Source organism: Pantoea dispersa, assembly GCF_014155765.1.
In the GTDB taxonomy this organism is placed as follows: Bacteria; Pseudomonadota; Gammaproteobacteria; order Enterobacterales; family Enterobacteriaceae; genus Pantoea; species Pantoea dispersa.
The window spans coordinates 25809-40498 of the sequence record NZ_SCKT01000005.1 but is presented as its reverse complement, the minus strand read 5'-3'; the positions used below and the strand labels follow the sequence as shown (position 1 = coordinate 40498).

Below are 14690 nucleotides of genomic sequence, written 5' to 3'. Positions count from 1 at the left end.
AAACACCGCCGTGCGCGCCTCTCTTTTTCTGCTGCTGAGCCTGGTGCTCAGCAGCACCGTCTTTGCCGCCACCGTTCCACCCGCCAGCCAGCTGAAACAGGATCTGGAAACGGCGAAATCCGCGAAAAGCTCGCCCAGCCAGGCCGAACAGGTGCAGGCGCTGGAAGCAGCAATTAACTTTCTGTCCGAACGCGACGACTCGCTGGAACGGGCGAAACAGTATCAGCAGGTGATCGATGATTTCCCGCGGCTGGCGCGCGAGCTACGTCAGCAAATCGCCACGCTGACCGACAGCAGCAAGCCAGTGCGCAGCAACATGAGCAATGCCGAGCTGGATCAGGAGATCCTGCAGGTTAGCAGCCAGCTGCTGGAGGAGAGCCGCCAGGCGCAGCAGGAGCAGGATCGCGCCCGCGAAATCAGCGATTCTCTGTCGCAGCTGCCGCAGCAGCAGACCGATGCGCGGCGCGCCATGACCGAAAGCGAACGGCGTGCACAGGGCGTGGCGGCTGCCGCTACCCCGCTGGCACAGGCGCAGATTTATGCGCGTCAGACCGAGAGCGCTGCCAGTAAAGCGCGGGTAGATGAGCTGGAGCTGGCGCAGCTGTCGGCCAATAACCGTCAGGAGCTGGCGCGCATGCGCGCGGAAGTGCATCAGCGCAAAGCCACCCAGCTGGATAACTATCTGCAGGCGCTGCGCAATCAGCTCAACAACCAGCGTCAGCGCGAAGCCGAACTGGCGCTGGAGCGCACCGAACAGCTGGCGGAAAACAGCGGCGATTTGCCGGCCTCCATCAGCGATCAGTTCCGCGTTAACCGCGAGCTCTCCGCCGATCTGAATCAGCAGGCGCAGCGTATGGATCTGGTGGCCTCGCAGCAGCGTCTCGCCACCAATCAGACATTGCAGGTGCGCCAGGCGCTGAGCACGCTGCGCGAGCAGTCACAGTGGCTGGGCGTGTCGAATCTGCTGGGTGAAGCGCTGCGCGCGCAGGTGGCGCGCCTGCCGGAGATGCCGAAATCCCAGCAGATCGACAGTGAAATGGGCCAGCTGCGCGTGCAGCGGCTGCATTATGAAGACCTGCTGGAGCGCCAGCAGGCGCTGCGCAAAGAGAAACAGGCGGACGGCACGCCGTTCACCAGTGAACAGACGCGCATTCTGGATGCCCAGCTGAAAACCCAGCGTGAACTGCTGAACTCGCTGATTTCCGGCTGCGACACGCTGATTCTGGAAATCACCAAGCTGAAGGTTTCCAATACGCAGCTGCAGGACGCGCTGAGTGAAGTTAAAGAGGCGACGCACCGCTATCTGTTCTGGACCGCCGACGTCAGCCCGGTTGGCCTGAAATATCCGCTGGACGTGGCCACCGACCTGACGCGCCTGCTGTCGCTGGACACGCTGGGCCAGCTGGGCAAAGCGCTGGCGATGATGTTCACTAACCGCGAAACGGTGCTGCCGATTATTGGCGCCATTTTGCTGGTGGGCTTTAGCATCAGCACACGTCGTCACTACAACGCCTTTATGGCGCGTGCGGCCAGCCGCGTGGGGAAAGTGACGCAGGACCGCTTCAGCCTGACGCTGCGCACCGTCTTCTGGTCGATTCTGGTCGCGGTGCCGCTGCCGGTGCTGTGGGCCGCGCTCGGCTTTGGCCTGCAGCACGCCTGGCCTTACCCGTTTGCCGTGGCGATTGGCGATGGCATCACTGCCACCCTGCCGCTGCTGTGGGCATTCATGATTAGCGCGGCTTTTGCCCGTCCTGACGGCCTGTTTGTCGTGCACTTCCGCTGGCCGCAGGCGCGGGTCGCGCGCGCCATGCGTTATTACTCGCTGACGGTCGGCCTGATCGTACCGCTGATTATGCTGCTGATTGCTTTCGCCAACCTCGACGATCCGCAGTTCTCCGCCACGCTGGGGCGCCTGTGCTTTATTCTGATCTGCGGGGCGCTGAGCATTGTCACCGTCAGTCTGAAACGCGCCGGTATCCCGCTCTATTTGGATAAAGAGGGCAACGGCGACAACTTCGTTAACCGGATTCTGTGGAACCTGATGATCGCCATTCCGCTGGTGGCGGCGCTGGCCTCCTGCATTGGCTATCTGGCCACCGCGCAGGCGCTGCTGGCGCGTCTGGAAACCTCGGTCGGCATCTGGTTCTTCCTGCTGGTGATTTACCACATCATTCGCCGCTGGATGCTGATTCAGCGCCGCCGCATCGCCTTTGACCGCGCGCGCCAGCGTCGTGCCGATATGCTGGCCAACCGCGCGCGCAGCGAAGAGGAAAAAGAGCAGCAGTCTGCCGTCAGCACCGATACCGTGGAAGTCGAAGAGCCGATTATCGATCTGGATGCGATCAGCGCGCAGTCGCTGCGGCTGGTCCGCTCGATTCTGACGCTGATTGCGCTGGTGTCGGTGATTGTGCTGTGGTCTGAGATCCACTCCGCGTTCAGTTTCCTCGACAACATTCCGCTGTGGGATGCCAGCACCACGGTGCAGGGCGTCGAGAGCGTACAGCCCATTACGCTGGGTGCCGTGCTGATCGCCATCCTGATCTTTATCATCACCACCCAGCTGGTGCGCAATATGCCGGCGCTGCTGGAGCTGGCGCTGCTGCAACACCTCAGCCTGTCGCCCGGTACCGGTTACGCCATTACCACCCTGACCAAATACGCGCTGATGCTGGTCGGCGGTCTGATTGGCTTCTCGATTATTGGCGTGGAGTGGTCAAAACTGCAGTGGCTGGTAGCGGCGCTGGGTCTGGGACTGGGCTTTGGGATGCAGGAGATCTTCGCTAACTTTATCTCCGGCCTGATCATCCTGTTTGAGAAACCGATTCGTATCGGCGATACCGTGACAATTCGCGATTTGACCGGCAGCATCACCCGCATCAATACGCGCGCCACCACCATTACCGACTGGGACCGCAAAGAGATTATCGTGCCGAACAAGGCCTTTATCACCGAGCAGTTCGTCAACTGGTCGCTGTCGGATTCGGTGACGCGCGTGGTGCTGACCATTCCGGCACCGGCCCACGTTAACAGCGAAGAGGTGACGACCATCCTGAAGCAGGCGGCCGATCGCTGCACCTACGTGCTGGATATGCCGGCGCCGGATGTGTTCCTGGTGGACTTGCAGCAGGGCATTCAGCTGTTTGAGCTGCGCGTGCACGCGGCGGAGATGGGCCATCGTATGCCGCTGCGTCATGAGCTGCATCAGCTGATTCTGCGCGGCTTTGAAGAGCATGGCATTGAGATGCCGTTCCCGCCGTTCCAGGTACGGATGGAAACGCTGGGGCGCAAAACGCCGGCCAGCAACGGTTCGGCTGCCAGCCGGACTTTCAAATCCGGTGGCCTGTAAAACAAAACGCCCGGCATGCGCCGGGCGTTTTTTCTTTACGCGCGAGTTACTTCACAAACTCTTCGCCCTGCGCGATATCTTTTTTCAGCGTCTCCAGCATGCCGTTGAGCGCCTGCTGTTCGAAATCACTGAGCGGCCCGAGCGGACGGCGTTCGGCGATACCGTTTTTGCCCAGCAGCAGCGGCTGCGAGAAGAAGCGCGCGTACTCGCCGTCGCCTTCCACATAGGCGCACTCTACGACATTGGCTTCGCCCTGCAGTGCACGAATCAGCGACAGACCAAAGCGCGCCGCCGCCTGGCCCATCGACAGCGTCGCCGAGCCGCCACCGGCTTTGGCTTCCACCACTTCGGTACCGGCATTCTGAATACGTTTCGTCAGGTCGGCGATCTCCTGCTCGCTGAAGCTGACGCCTTTAACCTGCGACAGCAGCGGCAGAATGGTCACGCCTGAATGCCCGCCGACCACCGGCACTTCAATCTCCGTAGGCTGTTTGCCCTTCAGGGCAGCGACAAAGGTGTTGGCGCGAATCACATCCAGCGTCGAGACGCCAAACAGCCGGTTTTTATCGTACACCCCGGCTTTTTTCAGCACTTCGGCGGCAATCGCCACCGTGGTATTTACCGGGTTAGTGATGACGCCAATCAGCGCTTTTGGCGCGGTGGTCGCCACCTGTTCAATCAGGTTACGCACGATACCGGCGTTGACGTTAAACAGATCGGCGCGGTCCATGCCAGGTTTGCGTGCCACACCGGCCGAGATCAGCACCACATCGGCGCCGTGCAGAGCCGGCGTCGCATCTTCGCCACTGAACCCTTCAACTTTCACGGCGGTAGGAATGTGACTGAGATCAACCGCGACGCCTGGTGTCACCGGGGCAATGTCATACAGTGAGAGGGCTGAACCTGCGGGTAATTGGGTCTTGAGCAGCAGAGCGAGTGCCTGGCCAATACCACCAGCTGCACCGAGAACGGCAACTTTCATCCTGAACTCCTTATTAAGGTGGGGCAGAGATATGCCGGAAATCCATCAGGTTACGAGTTTAATCAACTTCTCAGGCGATAGCGACACACCTGTCGCGCAATAACATTACGCCGCAATCGGCTCCCGAGACATCTCCACTTCAGAAGTCGCCTGAATGATCCAGTCGCAGCCAGAAGACTATGGACGGCAATGATCATCGTTTTGTTGTTACCACTTCAATAATATAACAACTTTGCAACCTTCGCTTTGCGCGCCAGCGCGCGATTTTGGTGCAGGATAAAACTCTGTTATCATGCCCGCCCCACACGCGCATGCCGTGAATTCACGCATCCGCTTATTGCATAAAAATTCATCTAAATGCATAATAATTTATCTGCGACGGGCCTGTTGCCTGCTGCAACCCTCTTTTATTGGTAGCTTATGCGAAACCCATCTAAACAAGACGATCTGATAAAGGCGTTCAAAGCCTTACTGAAAGAAGAAAAGTTCAGCTCTCAGGGCGAAATTGTCCAGGCGCTGCAGGAAGACGGCTTCGGCAACATCAACCAGTCAAAAGTTTCTCGTATGCTGACCAAGTTTGGCGCGGTGCGCACGCGTAACGCCAAAATGGAGATGGTGTACTGCCTGCCTGCCGAACTGGGCGTGCCTACCACCACCAGTCCGCTGAAGAATCTGGTGCTGGATATCGACTATAACGATGCGCTGGTAGTGATTCATACCAGCCCGGGCGCGGCCCAGCTGATCGCCCGCCTGCTCGACTCCCTCGGCAAAGCCGAAGGCATTCTCGGCACCATCGCCGGTGACGACACCATCTTTATTACGCCAGCGCGCGCCTTTACGGTGAAGCAGCTGTATGACGCCGTGCTGGTGTTATTCGAACAGGAACTATAAAACCCTGTCTGTTACCGGCGGTTCACCTGCCGGTAACCTTGCCTGCCCGCCCACGTTTCTCCCGCTGTTTTATCGCCAACACCTTACAAAATAACCGCTTAGCCATATTCCGCCGGGTTCTCAATGCGGGGAACTATTGGTACGACCTTTTCGCCTGCTTAACCCTTTGCGCTATTTTACGCTGCTTTACAATTAGTGCTTAGCGGTTATCTCTTGCTTTTAGCGCGCAGCCAGCTTGATCAACCACATTGTTTCGCACAAAAAGATAATTTGATGCAGATCATTGTTTTTGCATGAAAATACACCCTCCTGGTTAAGATCCAGGCGGTTTTAATAACTTTGCGTTATAAAAATGTGCCATAAGGATAAAGAATTACAACCAATCATTATTAGCGGGATATTAATTTCATGGGTGATTAGATCTATACTTCTTTTCGTGATGCAAATCACACGAAATCAAAAAGAGAAAAACAGAAGACGAGGAAAAATACCATGAACGTTAAAACTACTATCGCCACCCTGAGTGTTCTATCTGCCCTGTCATTTGGTGCTTTCGCCGCAGATTCTATCAATGCCGAACAGGCAGCGAACCTGCAGCCGGTCGGCACCATCAGCGTCAGCGGCATTGGCGGCTCACCGATGGATATCCATCAGCAGCTGAACGCCAAAGCTGAAGCGCAAGGTGCTAAAGCCTATCGCGTTGTTGAGGCTTATAACGACAACAGCTACCACGCAACCGCGGAACTTTATAAATAAGTTTGCCGGAACAAGATGCAGTGTGAACGGCGACCCGTTTGAGAGGCGTTTGCCTCTCAGGTTGCCCACCCCATTTCAGGAGAGTGAATCATGAAAACCAAATTATCTATTGCTGTACTGAGTCTGGCTTCCGTTCTGTCTTTTGGCGCCAGTGCTGCCACCCTGGTAACCAACACCCAGGCTGAAAATCTGCAGCCACTGAATCAGACCATTAGCGTGAGCGGCGTCGATGGCGACCAGACCAATATCCGTCAGGAACTGTCCCAGAAAGCCGATGCTCAGGGTGCCAGCCATTACCGCATCATTGAGAACAATCAGGACAACACCTTCCACGTGACGGCTGAACTGTACAAATAAACTTTAACTATCGATCCGGCGTTATGCAGTCGCCGGGAGAAGATCGACGACCCGCTTACCCTCTTCGTGCCGCAGGTTGTTGATTCTAATGAGGAGACGAATTATGAAAATCAAAACAACCATCGCAACCGCTACGCTGCTTTCTCTGTTCGCTTTTGGCGCTTCAGCTGCCCAACTGGTAACGGATGAATCCGCGCAGAATCTGCAATCTACCGGCCAGACCATTACCGTTAGCGGAACAGGCGGCTCACCTATGGATTACCGCGCTCAGCTTTCTCAGAAAGCCGACGAGCAGGGTGCCAGCGCGTATAAAGTGATTGAAGCGCGCACCGGTGACAGCTATCACCTGACTGCAGAGCTGTACAAATAATTCCTCGTCAATTCTGACGAACCCTTTGGCCCCGCCTGCCGGGGCCCTTTTTGGTTGTGCTACTGAACATTAAAGCGGAGCTGGCCTTCCAGCTCCTCTTCTGCCTCATCGAATAGCAATATCAGCGCACCATAGCGGCGTTTCTGCCCTTTCCCCAGATTGATGAACGCAATTTCCAGCGGCAGCGGCATCTGCTCGCCGATGATCATTTCCCACAGATCGTCCAGATCGTGAATGGTGCGATCCGCCAGCGCGAAACGTTCGCAAAACTGACGGTAGAAATGAGCCTGATCGACGATTTCATTGAAGTCGAAACGCTCGGTTCTCATGGTGACATCCTCTCGCTACGCCAGACCGCCGAGGTGCAGCGCTTTGACTTCCAGATACTCTTCCATGCCCAGCACCGATCCTTCGCGTCCCAGTCCGGACTCTTTCACGCCGCCAAACGGCGCCAGCTCGGTCGAGACCGCGCACTCGTTGATCCCAATCATGCCGGCTTCCAGCGCCGCCGAAACGCGAAACACGCGCTGCAGATTCTGCGTATAGAAGTAAGCCGCCAGACCGTATTCGGTGTTGTTGGCGCGCGCGATTACCTCAGCTTCATCGTCAAAGCGGAAGCAGGCAGCCACCGGACCGAAGGTCTCTTCCCGCGCCAGCTGCATCTCTTCATGCGCATCGGCAATCACCGTCGGCTGCCAGAAGTTGCCGCCCAGCGGATGGCGCTCGCCGCCCACCAGCAGCTTCCCGCCTTTGCTCAGCGCATCTTTGACATGCTCCGCCACTTTCTCCACCGCAGACGGCTCAATCAGCGGCCCGACCACCACGCCAGGCTCCACGCCATTGCCCACTTTTAGTTTGCCCACCGCCTCAGCCAACTGATGCACAAAGCGGTCGTATATTGCGTTGTGGATATAGAAGCGATTAACGCTGACGCACACCTGGCCGGCGTTACGGAATTTGTTGGCGATAGCCCCCTGCACCGCCGCGTCGATATCGGCATCGTCAAACACGATATAGGGCGCGTTGCCGCCCAGCTCCATCGAGACTTTCTTCATGGTTTCGGCCGCGTTCCGCATCAGCGTTTTCCCCACTGCGGTGGAACCGGTAAAGGAGATTTTACGCACCGCGCGGGAAGCCATAATGGCGTCGCTGATGGCGTGCGTGTCGCCAGCTACCGCGTTCAGCACGCCGTCCGGCACGCCCGCTTTTTGTGCCAGCGCCACCAGCGCAAAGGCGCTGAGCGGGGTGTTATTGGCTGGCTTGATGATGCCGGTGCAGCCGGCCGCCAGCGCCGGGCCGAGTTTGCGCGTCAGCATCGCCATCGGGAAATTCCACGGCGTGATGGCAGCGACGACGCCAATCGGCTCGCGCGTTGCCAGAATACGTGAACCGGCTTTGGCCGGCGGGATAATTTCGCCGTTGGCGCGCTTCGCCTGCTCGGCAAACCATTGAATAAAGCTGGCGGCGTACTCTACTTCACCCTCGGCTTCCTGCAGCGGTTTGCCCTGCTCGGCGGTCATCAGCTGGCCCAGCCAGCTTTTGTGCTCAATGATCAGCTGGTACCAGCGATAAAGGATTTCGCTGCGCTGTTTGGCGGTTTTGTCGCGCCACGCCGGAAAAGCGCGCTGTGCGGCGGCAATCGCCTGTTCGGTTTCAGCCTTGCCGGCTTTCGCCACCTGCGCCAGTACCTCGCCGGTGGCCGGATTGGTGACATCAAAGGTGCTGCTAGCGGTGTGCCACTGGCCGTCAGCGAAGTAGCCAGTGTTGAACAGTTCGTGTTGTTGCAGGGAAGTGGACATCGTTATTCTCCTGTCAGTAAGCATCCTGTCAGGAAAGTATAGATGGCAATAATCGGGCAATGAGGGTCAGCGTGGCATCAGGCCAGCCGCTGCGCCAGGCAGCGGCCAGTTTCAGATTTGGATGAGGGTGTTCTGGTACTTATCCAGCATCATCGACAGCCGTTTCACCGGTTCCGTCACGCTGGCCGGGGCGGCATAGTGCTGCAGCTTCTGCTGATAAACGTCCAGCTCCTGCAGCAGGCGCTCAAAGTAGTAGCGCCGTTTATCATCGCTGCTGGCCGCAATAATGCGGTCGGCGGTGGCGCGCAGCTGGCGGTGATACGCCGACAGATCGGCATTGACCGGCACCTCTGCGTTGCGCAGGCGCTGATGACCAATAATCAGCGTGAGCGCAATCCGGTATTTGTCGATATCGCCCGGGAACAGATTAAGCAGCAGGAACAGCTGCTGATAAAGCGCCGGTAAATGGTTTTCACGCCGGCGCGCCTGATTGGTGGTCAGCGCGGCCACCGCAGCATACATAAAGCGATTCAGCAGCTTGCGTCCGGTGCGGGCTTTGGATTTGTCACGAATCAGCAAAATCACCATCATCGCCACAAAGCTGCCAATCCACTGACCGAGCGCGTTGTCGAGAAACACGTTGAACTCAAACTTCATCGGGTTATCCAGCACCAGCACGTTGATGGTGCCGATCAGCGCGCCCAGCGTACCAATCTGCCGCCGCTGTACAAAGATGCCGCCGATAAAGCCGAGTGCGCCAATCGCGATACACAACAGCAAGGCACTTTGCTGGGTGCCCGGCAATACCCAGATGAAGTAGAGCATGCCCAGCGGCACCGCAAAGGCCATGCCGTAGAAGAAGTCTTTCGCCATCATCAGCGGATTCGGCATACGCATCGCCAGCGCGGTAATCACCGCCAGCATCACCATGCAGCCGCTGCCGGAAGTCCAGCCAGTATACAGCCAGAACAGCGAACCGAGCGCGGTGGCGACAAAAGTGCGCACGCCATTGATCATCGCATGATGCGTCTCCGCTGAACGCGCCTGGATCACCACTTCACGCTGCAGAATGCTCTCCTCCAGCGTGGTGATACGGCTGTTACTTTTGACGCCATTGATCAGCAGCAGATATTCGGTTGCTGCGCCGACCCAGCTGGCCAGGGTAAACGGCACGCTTTTACTGCTGACGCCAATAACGCGGCGCATCAGCTTCATGCGCTTATGTACGTCACTGACGCTGGTTACCTCTTTCTCAATCAGCAGGCGATACTGCGGCGGGATGTAATCCGGGCGCGAATTCTGAATCAGGAAGGTCTCGGCGGCCTGAGTAATTAGCGTCAGCGATAGCGTGTTGAGCATTTGCAGCCGGCGGCTGGTGTTGCTCCAGCGCGACGACTCCATCAGCAGCTGGCTGCGCATACCGTTGAGCGCGGTCGTGCGGCGCACCAGTGCGCTCCAGGCTTTGTCGACTTCCTCTTTATCCTCGTGCGCCACGCACAGCTGCAGCAGGCGGTAGTGCGCTACCAACAGCGCATCCACTTCCGCATCAATCACTTTCTTGATCGAGCGCGGAGAGAACAGCATGTCGGCGAGAATAGCGCACAGAATACCGAGCACAATTTCGCTGCAGCGCTCCACGGCGAACTGCGGCGCCAGCGTCAGGCCGCCGCTGGCATCCGCGGTCACCACGATGATCAGCGCGGTGTAGCCGGCGAGGCCCAGCGCGTAGGAGTTTTCGACTTTAATCAGCGATGAGAGCCAGACGCACATGCCGGCCCACAGGCAGCACAGCAGCAGCATCACCACCGGCGCGCGCACCGTCGCAATCATGATGGTGAGTGCCGCGATACAGCCGATAAAGGTGCCGATAATACGCAGAACGCCACGGTAGCGCAGCGCGCCAGAATAAGGATCGCCGCCCGCGGCAAAGGCGGTGCCGCCAGCCACGATGCCGGCGGTCATCACCGCCCAGCGCGGCGTTTCCAGATTGAAGTGAAAGCCAATCATCAGCGCTGCCACCAGCGCGAAGGTCAGCTTTACCGGGAAACGCAAAAACTCAATCATATCGCCCCCGCTTAACCAAACTCACGCAGGCGGTTGAACAGCTGCGCCATCGGCGACACTTTGGTCTGGCGGTCTTTGTCACCGGTGATCACCACGGTGGCGGTGGTCCCCGCCGGGAAGCGGTTGCCGGGTTGATCGTCAAGGCGAATACGCACCGGTACGCGCTGCGCCAGACGCACCCACTCAAGGTTGGAGTCCACGGTGGCCATGCCTTTGCTGTCGACGCTGCTGCTGCTGTTGGTCACGCCAGCCGCGATACTGTCAACCGTGCCGCGCAGCACCGTGTTGCTGCCCAGCGGAGTAATTTCCGCGCGGAAGCCGGGACGCACGCCATCCAGCTTGGTCTCTTCCATGTAGGCCAGCACGTAGAACGAGTGCTGCTGCACCAGCGCCACGGCCACCGAGCCGCGCGTGATGAATTCACCCTGATAGACGTTGAGGTTGGTGACCCAGCCGTCGGACGGCGCTTTGATGGTGGTGCGATCGAGGTCGATCACCGCCAGATCGCGCGTCGCCACCGCTTTGGCCAGCTGATGTTCGCTGGTCTGCAGGTCGCTGTTCGACTGCTCAATGGCTTCACGCGACATCGCGCTGGTACCGAGCTGGTTACGGCGCGCCGCTTCACGGCGTTTTTCGCTGACCAGCGCCTGGTAATATTCGACATCCGCCTGCGCCTCATCCAGCGCTTTCTGATAGCGCGGACGGTCGACGATAAACAGCGTATCGCCTTTTTTCACCAGCTGGTTGTCGTGTACCGGGACGTCGGTGATCAGTCCGGTCACGTCCGGGGAGATCGCCACCACATCGGCGGAGAATTTGGCGTCACGCGTCCACGGCGACTCGGTATAGAACACCCAGGCGCGGAAGATGATAACAACAGCGATGATAACCAGCAGGAGCGTAATGGCGTAACGCGCGATTTTTCTTATTAGCGCTTTCACTTAAAACCTCAGACGAATAGACGGGATACAAGGTAAAACACACAGCAATACAGCGCTGTGTTAAAAAGTGCCGGGTGCCACACCAGATCGTAAATCCCGCTGGGCGTCAGCACGCGTTTCACCAGCCAGAACAGCGCCAGCGAAACCAGTAGTTCAATGAAGATGGGCGGAAAAGACAGCCCGAATACGACAAATACCGGAAGCACACTCATTTCGGTTCCTTAGTTCGACCTTGCCGGATTGCACCGATACCTGCCCTCATGCCCTCTGGCACGTCGGGTTGATGATAGTGGGGTGACGGATAATCTGATGACAACATTCAGGCCGCGTTGAGCTAATCATAGCGTATCATCGGGTAAACACTGCCGTGTTCAGGTGCGGTGAAGAGACCCAGCGTGCGTATAGTAACGCGCTTGACTATACGTTTTCTACATATTGTGAGCTAAATCACTTTTTAGCCAGAGTAAACAATGGAACGACTCAAAGGCATGTCCATTTTCGCCAAAGTGGTTGAATTGGGCTCATTTACCGCCGCCGCACGCCAGCTGCAGCTCAGCGTCTCGTCAATCAGCCAGATTGTTGCCAGACTGGAAGATGAGCTGCAGGTGAAGCTGCTTAACCGCAGCACCCGCAGTCTGGGCCTGACCGAAGCCGGTAAGATTTATTATCAGGGCTGCCGCCGCATGCTGGCAGAGGCCTCGCAGGTGCACGAACAGCTGTACGCCTTCAACAACACGCCGATCGGGATTTTACGCATCGGCTGCTCAACCACCATGGCGCAAAATGTCCTCTCCGCCATGACCAGCGAGATGCTGCACGAATATCCGGGACTGAGCGTCAACCTGATGACCGGCATACCGGCGCCGGACCTGATTGCTAACGGGCTGGATGTGGTGATACGCGTCGGTGAGTTGCAGGATTCCAACCTGTTCTCGCGCCGGCTGGGCGCCATGCCGATGGTGGTATGCGCGGCGAAGAGCTACCTGGCCCAGCACGGCACGCCGGAAAAGCCGGCTGAAATCGACAACTTTTCCTGGCTGGAGTACAGCGTGCGCCCGGATAACACCTTCGAGCTGGTGGCGCCGGAAGGCCAGGTGACGCGCCTGACGCCGCAGGGCCGTTTTGTCACCAATGATTCTCAGACGCTGATTCGCTGGCTGAAAGCGGGCTGCGGTATCGCCTATGTGCCGCTGATGTGGGTGATTGATGAGATTAACGCCGGAGAGATCGATATTTTGTTCCCGCAGTATCACTCGGAGCCGCGCCCGGTGTATGCCGTCTATACCGAGAAGGATAAGCTGCCGCTCAAGGTGCAGGTGTGTATCAATTATCTGACCGAGTATTTCAGGCAGGTGGCGAGGCAGTATCAGCAGCACCGCAAAAGTTAGCCGCCGTCTGGCGCTGGTGTGGTCGGCCTGAAGGGCGCATACGGGAAAATGCGGGGCAGTTATGCATGCCAGGTCACCACGAAGGGTGACCTGACAAAACAATTGCGTAATGCCGATCAGTTAAGTACCAAATTCAATTACCGCAGATTTCGTAGCAGCGCGATTAATCGCGCGTACTACTAGCAGCACCGTTCCCATCCATGCTTCGCGCAATAAATTGCGCCGCTACCAAAGTGTGCGTGCTGTTTACTCATAACTGACAAGCATTGTACAAACCCATTGCGCGGTTTTGACAGGGTGCGCACTGATGCGCACCAGCATGAACCTTAAGCTGTTCCGCCCACGGTAATTTTATCCAGCTTCAGCGTGGGCTGACCTACGCCGACCGGCACGCTCTGGCCCTCTTTACCGCACACGCCGACGCCCTTATCCAGCGCCAGATCGTTCCCGACCATGGAAATCTGCTGCATCGCCTCAATGCCGGAGCCGATCAGCGTAGCGCCTTTCACCGGTTTGGTGACTTTGCCGTTCTCGATCAGATAAGCCTCGGAGGTCGAGAACACAAACTTGCCGGAGGTGATATCGACCTGGCCGCCGCCAAAGTTAGGGGCATACAGACCATACTCCACACTCTCAATGATCTCCTGCGGCGTCGATTTGCCTGCCAGCATATAGGTGTTGGTCATGCGCGGCATCGGCAGGTGCGCATAGGATTCACGACGCCCGTTACCGGTAGGCGGCACGCCCATCAGACGCGCATTGAGCTTGTCCTGCATATAGCCTTTCAGCACGCCGTTTTCGATCAGCACGTTGTACTGTCCCGGCACGCCTTCATCATCCACCGCCAGCGAACCACGCAGCCCTTGCAGGGTACCGTCGTCAACCACGGTGCAGAGTTCGGACGCCACCAGCTGGCCCATCTTACCGCTGAAGACGGAAGTCTCGCGGCGGTTGAAATCCCCTTCCAGACCGTGGCCCACCGCTTCGTGCAGCAGCACGCCTGGCCAGCCCGCACCCAGCACCACTGGCAGCGTACCGGCTGGTGCCGCGACGGCAGACAGGTTAACCAGCGCCATGCGCACCGCTTCGCGCGCCCAGGCATCGGCCCGTACATCACCGCTCTCATCGGCAAGGAAGAATTCGTAGCCGGTACGCGCACCGCCGCCGCTGGCGCCGCGCTCGCGTTTACCCTGATCTTCCACCTGAACGCTAATGGACAGGCGCACCAGCGGACGAATATCCGCCGCCAGCGTACCGTCGGTGGCGGCAACCAGCACCTGCTCGTAGACGCCGCTCAGGCTGGCATTCACTTCCTGCACGCGCGGATCGGCGGCGCGTGCCACTTTATCAACCCGGTGCAGCAGCGCGATTTTGTCTTCGCGCGTCAGGCTGTCCAGCGGATTGACCGGGGCGTACAGCGAACGGTTAAGCACCGCGGAGAGCGCGTGCGCTTTACCGTTGCCCTGCTCGCGCACGATACTGCGCGCCGCTTCGGACGACTGGCGCAGGGCGTTGAGGCTGATTTGATCGGCATAGGCAAAACCGGTTTTCTCGCCGCTTACCGCGCGGACGCCCACGCCCTGATCGATATGATAAGAGCCATCTTTAATGATTTTGTCTTCCAGCACCCAGGATTCATGGAAGCTGGACTGAAAATAGAGATCGGCATAGTCCAGACGACGTTCTGAAAGCTGCCCTAACAGGGAAAAAAGGTCCTGCTGATTAATGCTGTTCGCAGCTAGTAACTGCTCACTTACCAGATTCAGAGTCATCGTTTCTCACTCATTATGTGCTCG

At 58.0% G+C, this 14690-nt stretch carries 13 protein-coding genes; 6 read left to right on the top strand and 7 right to left on the bottom strand.

All coding sequences use genetic code 11. The features are described 5' to 3' along the window. Positions 1-10 precede the first annotated feature (10 nt). Positions 11-3346: a miniconductance mechanosensitive channel MscM gene (gene mscM / locus H7K56_RS15105; RefSeq protein WP_088516104.1), complete on the top strand. Its 3336-nt coding sequence runs from the start codon at positions 11-13 to the stop codon at positions 3344-3346. Positions 3347-3392: 46 nt separating this feature from the next. Here the strand turns inward: mscM and mdh are convergent, their stop codons facing one another. Continuing rightward, the gene (mdh, locus tag H7K56_RS15100; RefSeq protein WP_021508136.1) at positions 3393-4328 is read right to left on the bottom strand and encodes a malate dehydrogenase; all 936 of its coding nucleotides are present in this window, start codon (positions 4326-4328) and stop codon (positions 3393-3395) included. A 420-nt stretch (positions 4329-4748) separates the two neighbouring features. Between mdh and argR the strand changes: the two genes are divergently transcribed. From argR to yhcN (H7K56_RS15080), 4 genes are all read left to right on the top strand, one after another. Next, the gene (argR, locus tag H7K56_RS15095) at positions 4749-5219 is read left to right on the top strand and encodes a transcriptional regulator ArgR (protein ID WP_021508137.1); all 471 of its coding nucleotides are present in this window, start codon (positions 4749-4751) and stop codon (positions 5217-5219) included. Positions 5220-5711: 492 nt separating this feature from the next. After that, a complete protein-coding gene (gene yhcN, locus H7K56_RS15090; protein ID WP_021508138.1) occupies positions 5712-5975 on the top strand; it encodes a peroxide/acid stress response protein YhcN in 264 nt (87 codons plus the stop codon). Positions 5976-6065: 90 nt separating this feature from the next. Beyond that, a complete protein-coding gene (locus tag H7K56_RS15085; protein WP_021508139.1) occupies positions 6066-6332 on the top strand; it encodes a YdgH/BhsA/McbA-like domain containing protein in 267 nt (88 codons plus the stop codon). 103 nt (positions 6333-6435) lie between these two features. Continuing rightward, positions 6436-6702, top strand: coding sequence for a peroxide/acid stress response protein YhcN (gene yhcN, locus H7K56_RS15080; protein WP_021508140.1), 267 nt, complete (start codon positions 6436-6438; stop codon positions 6700-6702). A 59-nt stretch (positions 6703-6761) separates the two neighbouring features. On the opposite strand, the gene H7K56_RS15075 is transcribed toward yhcN (H7K56_RS15080), so the two are convergent. The 5 genes from H7K56_RS15075 to aaeX form a co-directional block, all read right to left on the bottom strand. Beyond that, on the bottom strand, positions 6762-7031 hold the full coding sequence (locus tag H7K56_RS15075; RefSeq protein WP_059011515.1) for a barstar family protein: 270 nt from the start codon (positions 7029-7031) through the stop codon (positions 6762-6764). Positions 7032-7046: 15 nt separating this feature from the next. Continuing rightward, complete coding sequence (locus tag H7K56_RS15070; protein WP_081316069.1) at positions 7047-8501, bottom strand: NAD-dependent succinate-semialdehyde dehydrogenase; 1455 nt, start codon at positions 8499-8501, stop codon at positions 7047-7049. Positions 8502-8612: 111 nt separating this feature from the next. Continuing rightward, complete coding sequence (gene aaeB, locus H7K56_RS15065; RefSeq protein WP_021508143.1) at positions 8613-10565, bottom strand: p-hydroxybenzoic acid efflux pump subunit AaeB; 1953 nt, start codon at positions 10563-10565, stop codon at positions 8613-8615. A gap of 11 nt (positions 10566-10576) precedes the next feature. Then, positions 10577-11506, bottom strand: a complete 930-nt coding sequence (gene aaeA, locus H7K56_RS15060; RefSeq protein WP_058759877.1) for a p-hydroxybenzoic acid efflux pump subunit AaeA — start codon at positions 11504-11506, stop codon at positions 10577-10579. Between the two features lie 8 nt (positions 11507-11514). After that, positions 11515-11718, bottom strand: coding sequence for a p-hydroxybenzoic acid efflux pump operon protein AaeX (gene aaeX, locus H7K56_RS15055; protein WP_021508145.1), 204 nt, complete (start codon positions 11716-11718; stop codon positions 11515-11517). Positions 11719-11976: 258 nt separating this feature from the next. On the opposite strand from aaeX, the gene aaeR reads away from it, so the two are divergent. After that, on the top strand, positions 11977-12894 hold the full coding sequence (aaeR, locus tag H7K56_RS15050) for an HTH-type transcriptional activator AaeR (protein WP_031279824.1): 918 nt from the start codon (positions 11977-11979) through the stop codon (positions 12892-12894). Between the two features lie 326 nt (positions 12895-13220). On the opposite strand, the gene tldD is transcribed toward aaeR, so the two are convergent. After that, positions 13221-14666 (bottom strand): metalloprotease TldD, encoded by a 1446-nt coding sequence (gene tldD, locus H7K56_RS15045; RefSeq protein WP_136545551.1) that lies wholly within the window; start codon positions 14664-14666, stop codon positions 13221-13223. Positions 14667-14690 lie beyond the last annotated feature (24 nt).

Coding starts and splice junctions, on each gene's coding strand:
- mdh (WP_021508136.1), bottom strand. CDS start 4,328: ATGAAAGTTGCCGTTCTCGGTGCAGCTGGTGGTATTGGCCAGGCACTC.
- argR (WP_021508137.1), top strand. CDS start 4,749: ATGCGAAACCCATCTAAACAAGACGATCTGATAAAGGCGTTCAAAGCC.
- yhcN (WP_021508138.1), top strand. CDS start 5,712: ATGAACGTTAAAACTACTATCGCCACCCTGAGTGTTCTATCTGCCCTG.
- H7K56_RS15085 (WP_021508139.1), top strand. CDS start 6,066: ATGAAAACCAAATTATCTATTGCTGTACTGAGTCTGGCTTCCGTTCTG.
- yhcN (WP_021508140.1), top strand. CDS start 6,436: ATGAAAATCAAAACAACCATCGCAACCGCTACGCTGCTTTCTCTGTTC.
- H7K56_RS15075 (WP_059011515.1), bottom strand. CDS start 7,031: ATGAGAACCGAGCGTTTCGACTTCAATGAAATCGTCGATCAGGCTCAT.
- H7K56_RS15070 (WP_081316069.1), bottom strand. CDS start 8,501: ATGTCCACTTCCCTGCAACAACACGAACTGTTCAACACTGGCTACTTC.
- aaeB (WP_021508143.1), bottom strand. CDS start 10,565: ATGATTGAGTTTTTGCGTTTCCCGGTAAAGCTGACCTTCGCGCTGGTG.
- aaeX (WP_021508145.1), bottom strand. CDS start 11,718: ATGAGTGTGCTTCCGGTATTTGTCGTATTCGGGCTGTCTTTTCCGCCC.
- aaeR (WP_031279824.1), top strand. CDS start 11,977: ATGGAACGACTCAAAGGCATGTCCATTTTCGCCAAAGTGGTTGAATTG.
- tldD (WP_136545551.1), bottom strand. CDS start 14,666: ATGACTCTGAATCTGGTAAGTGAGCAGTTACTAGCTGCGAACAGCATT.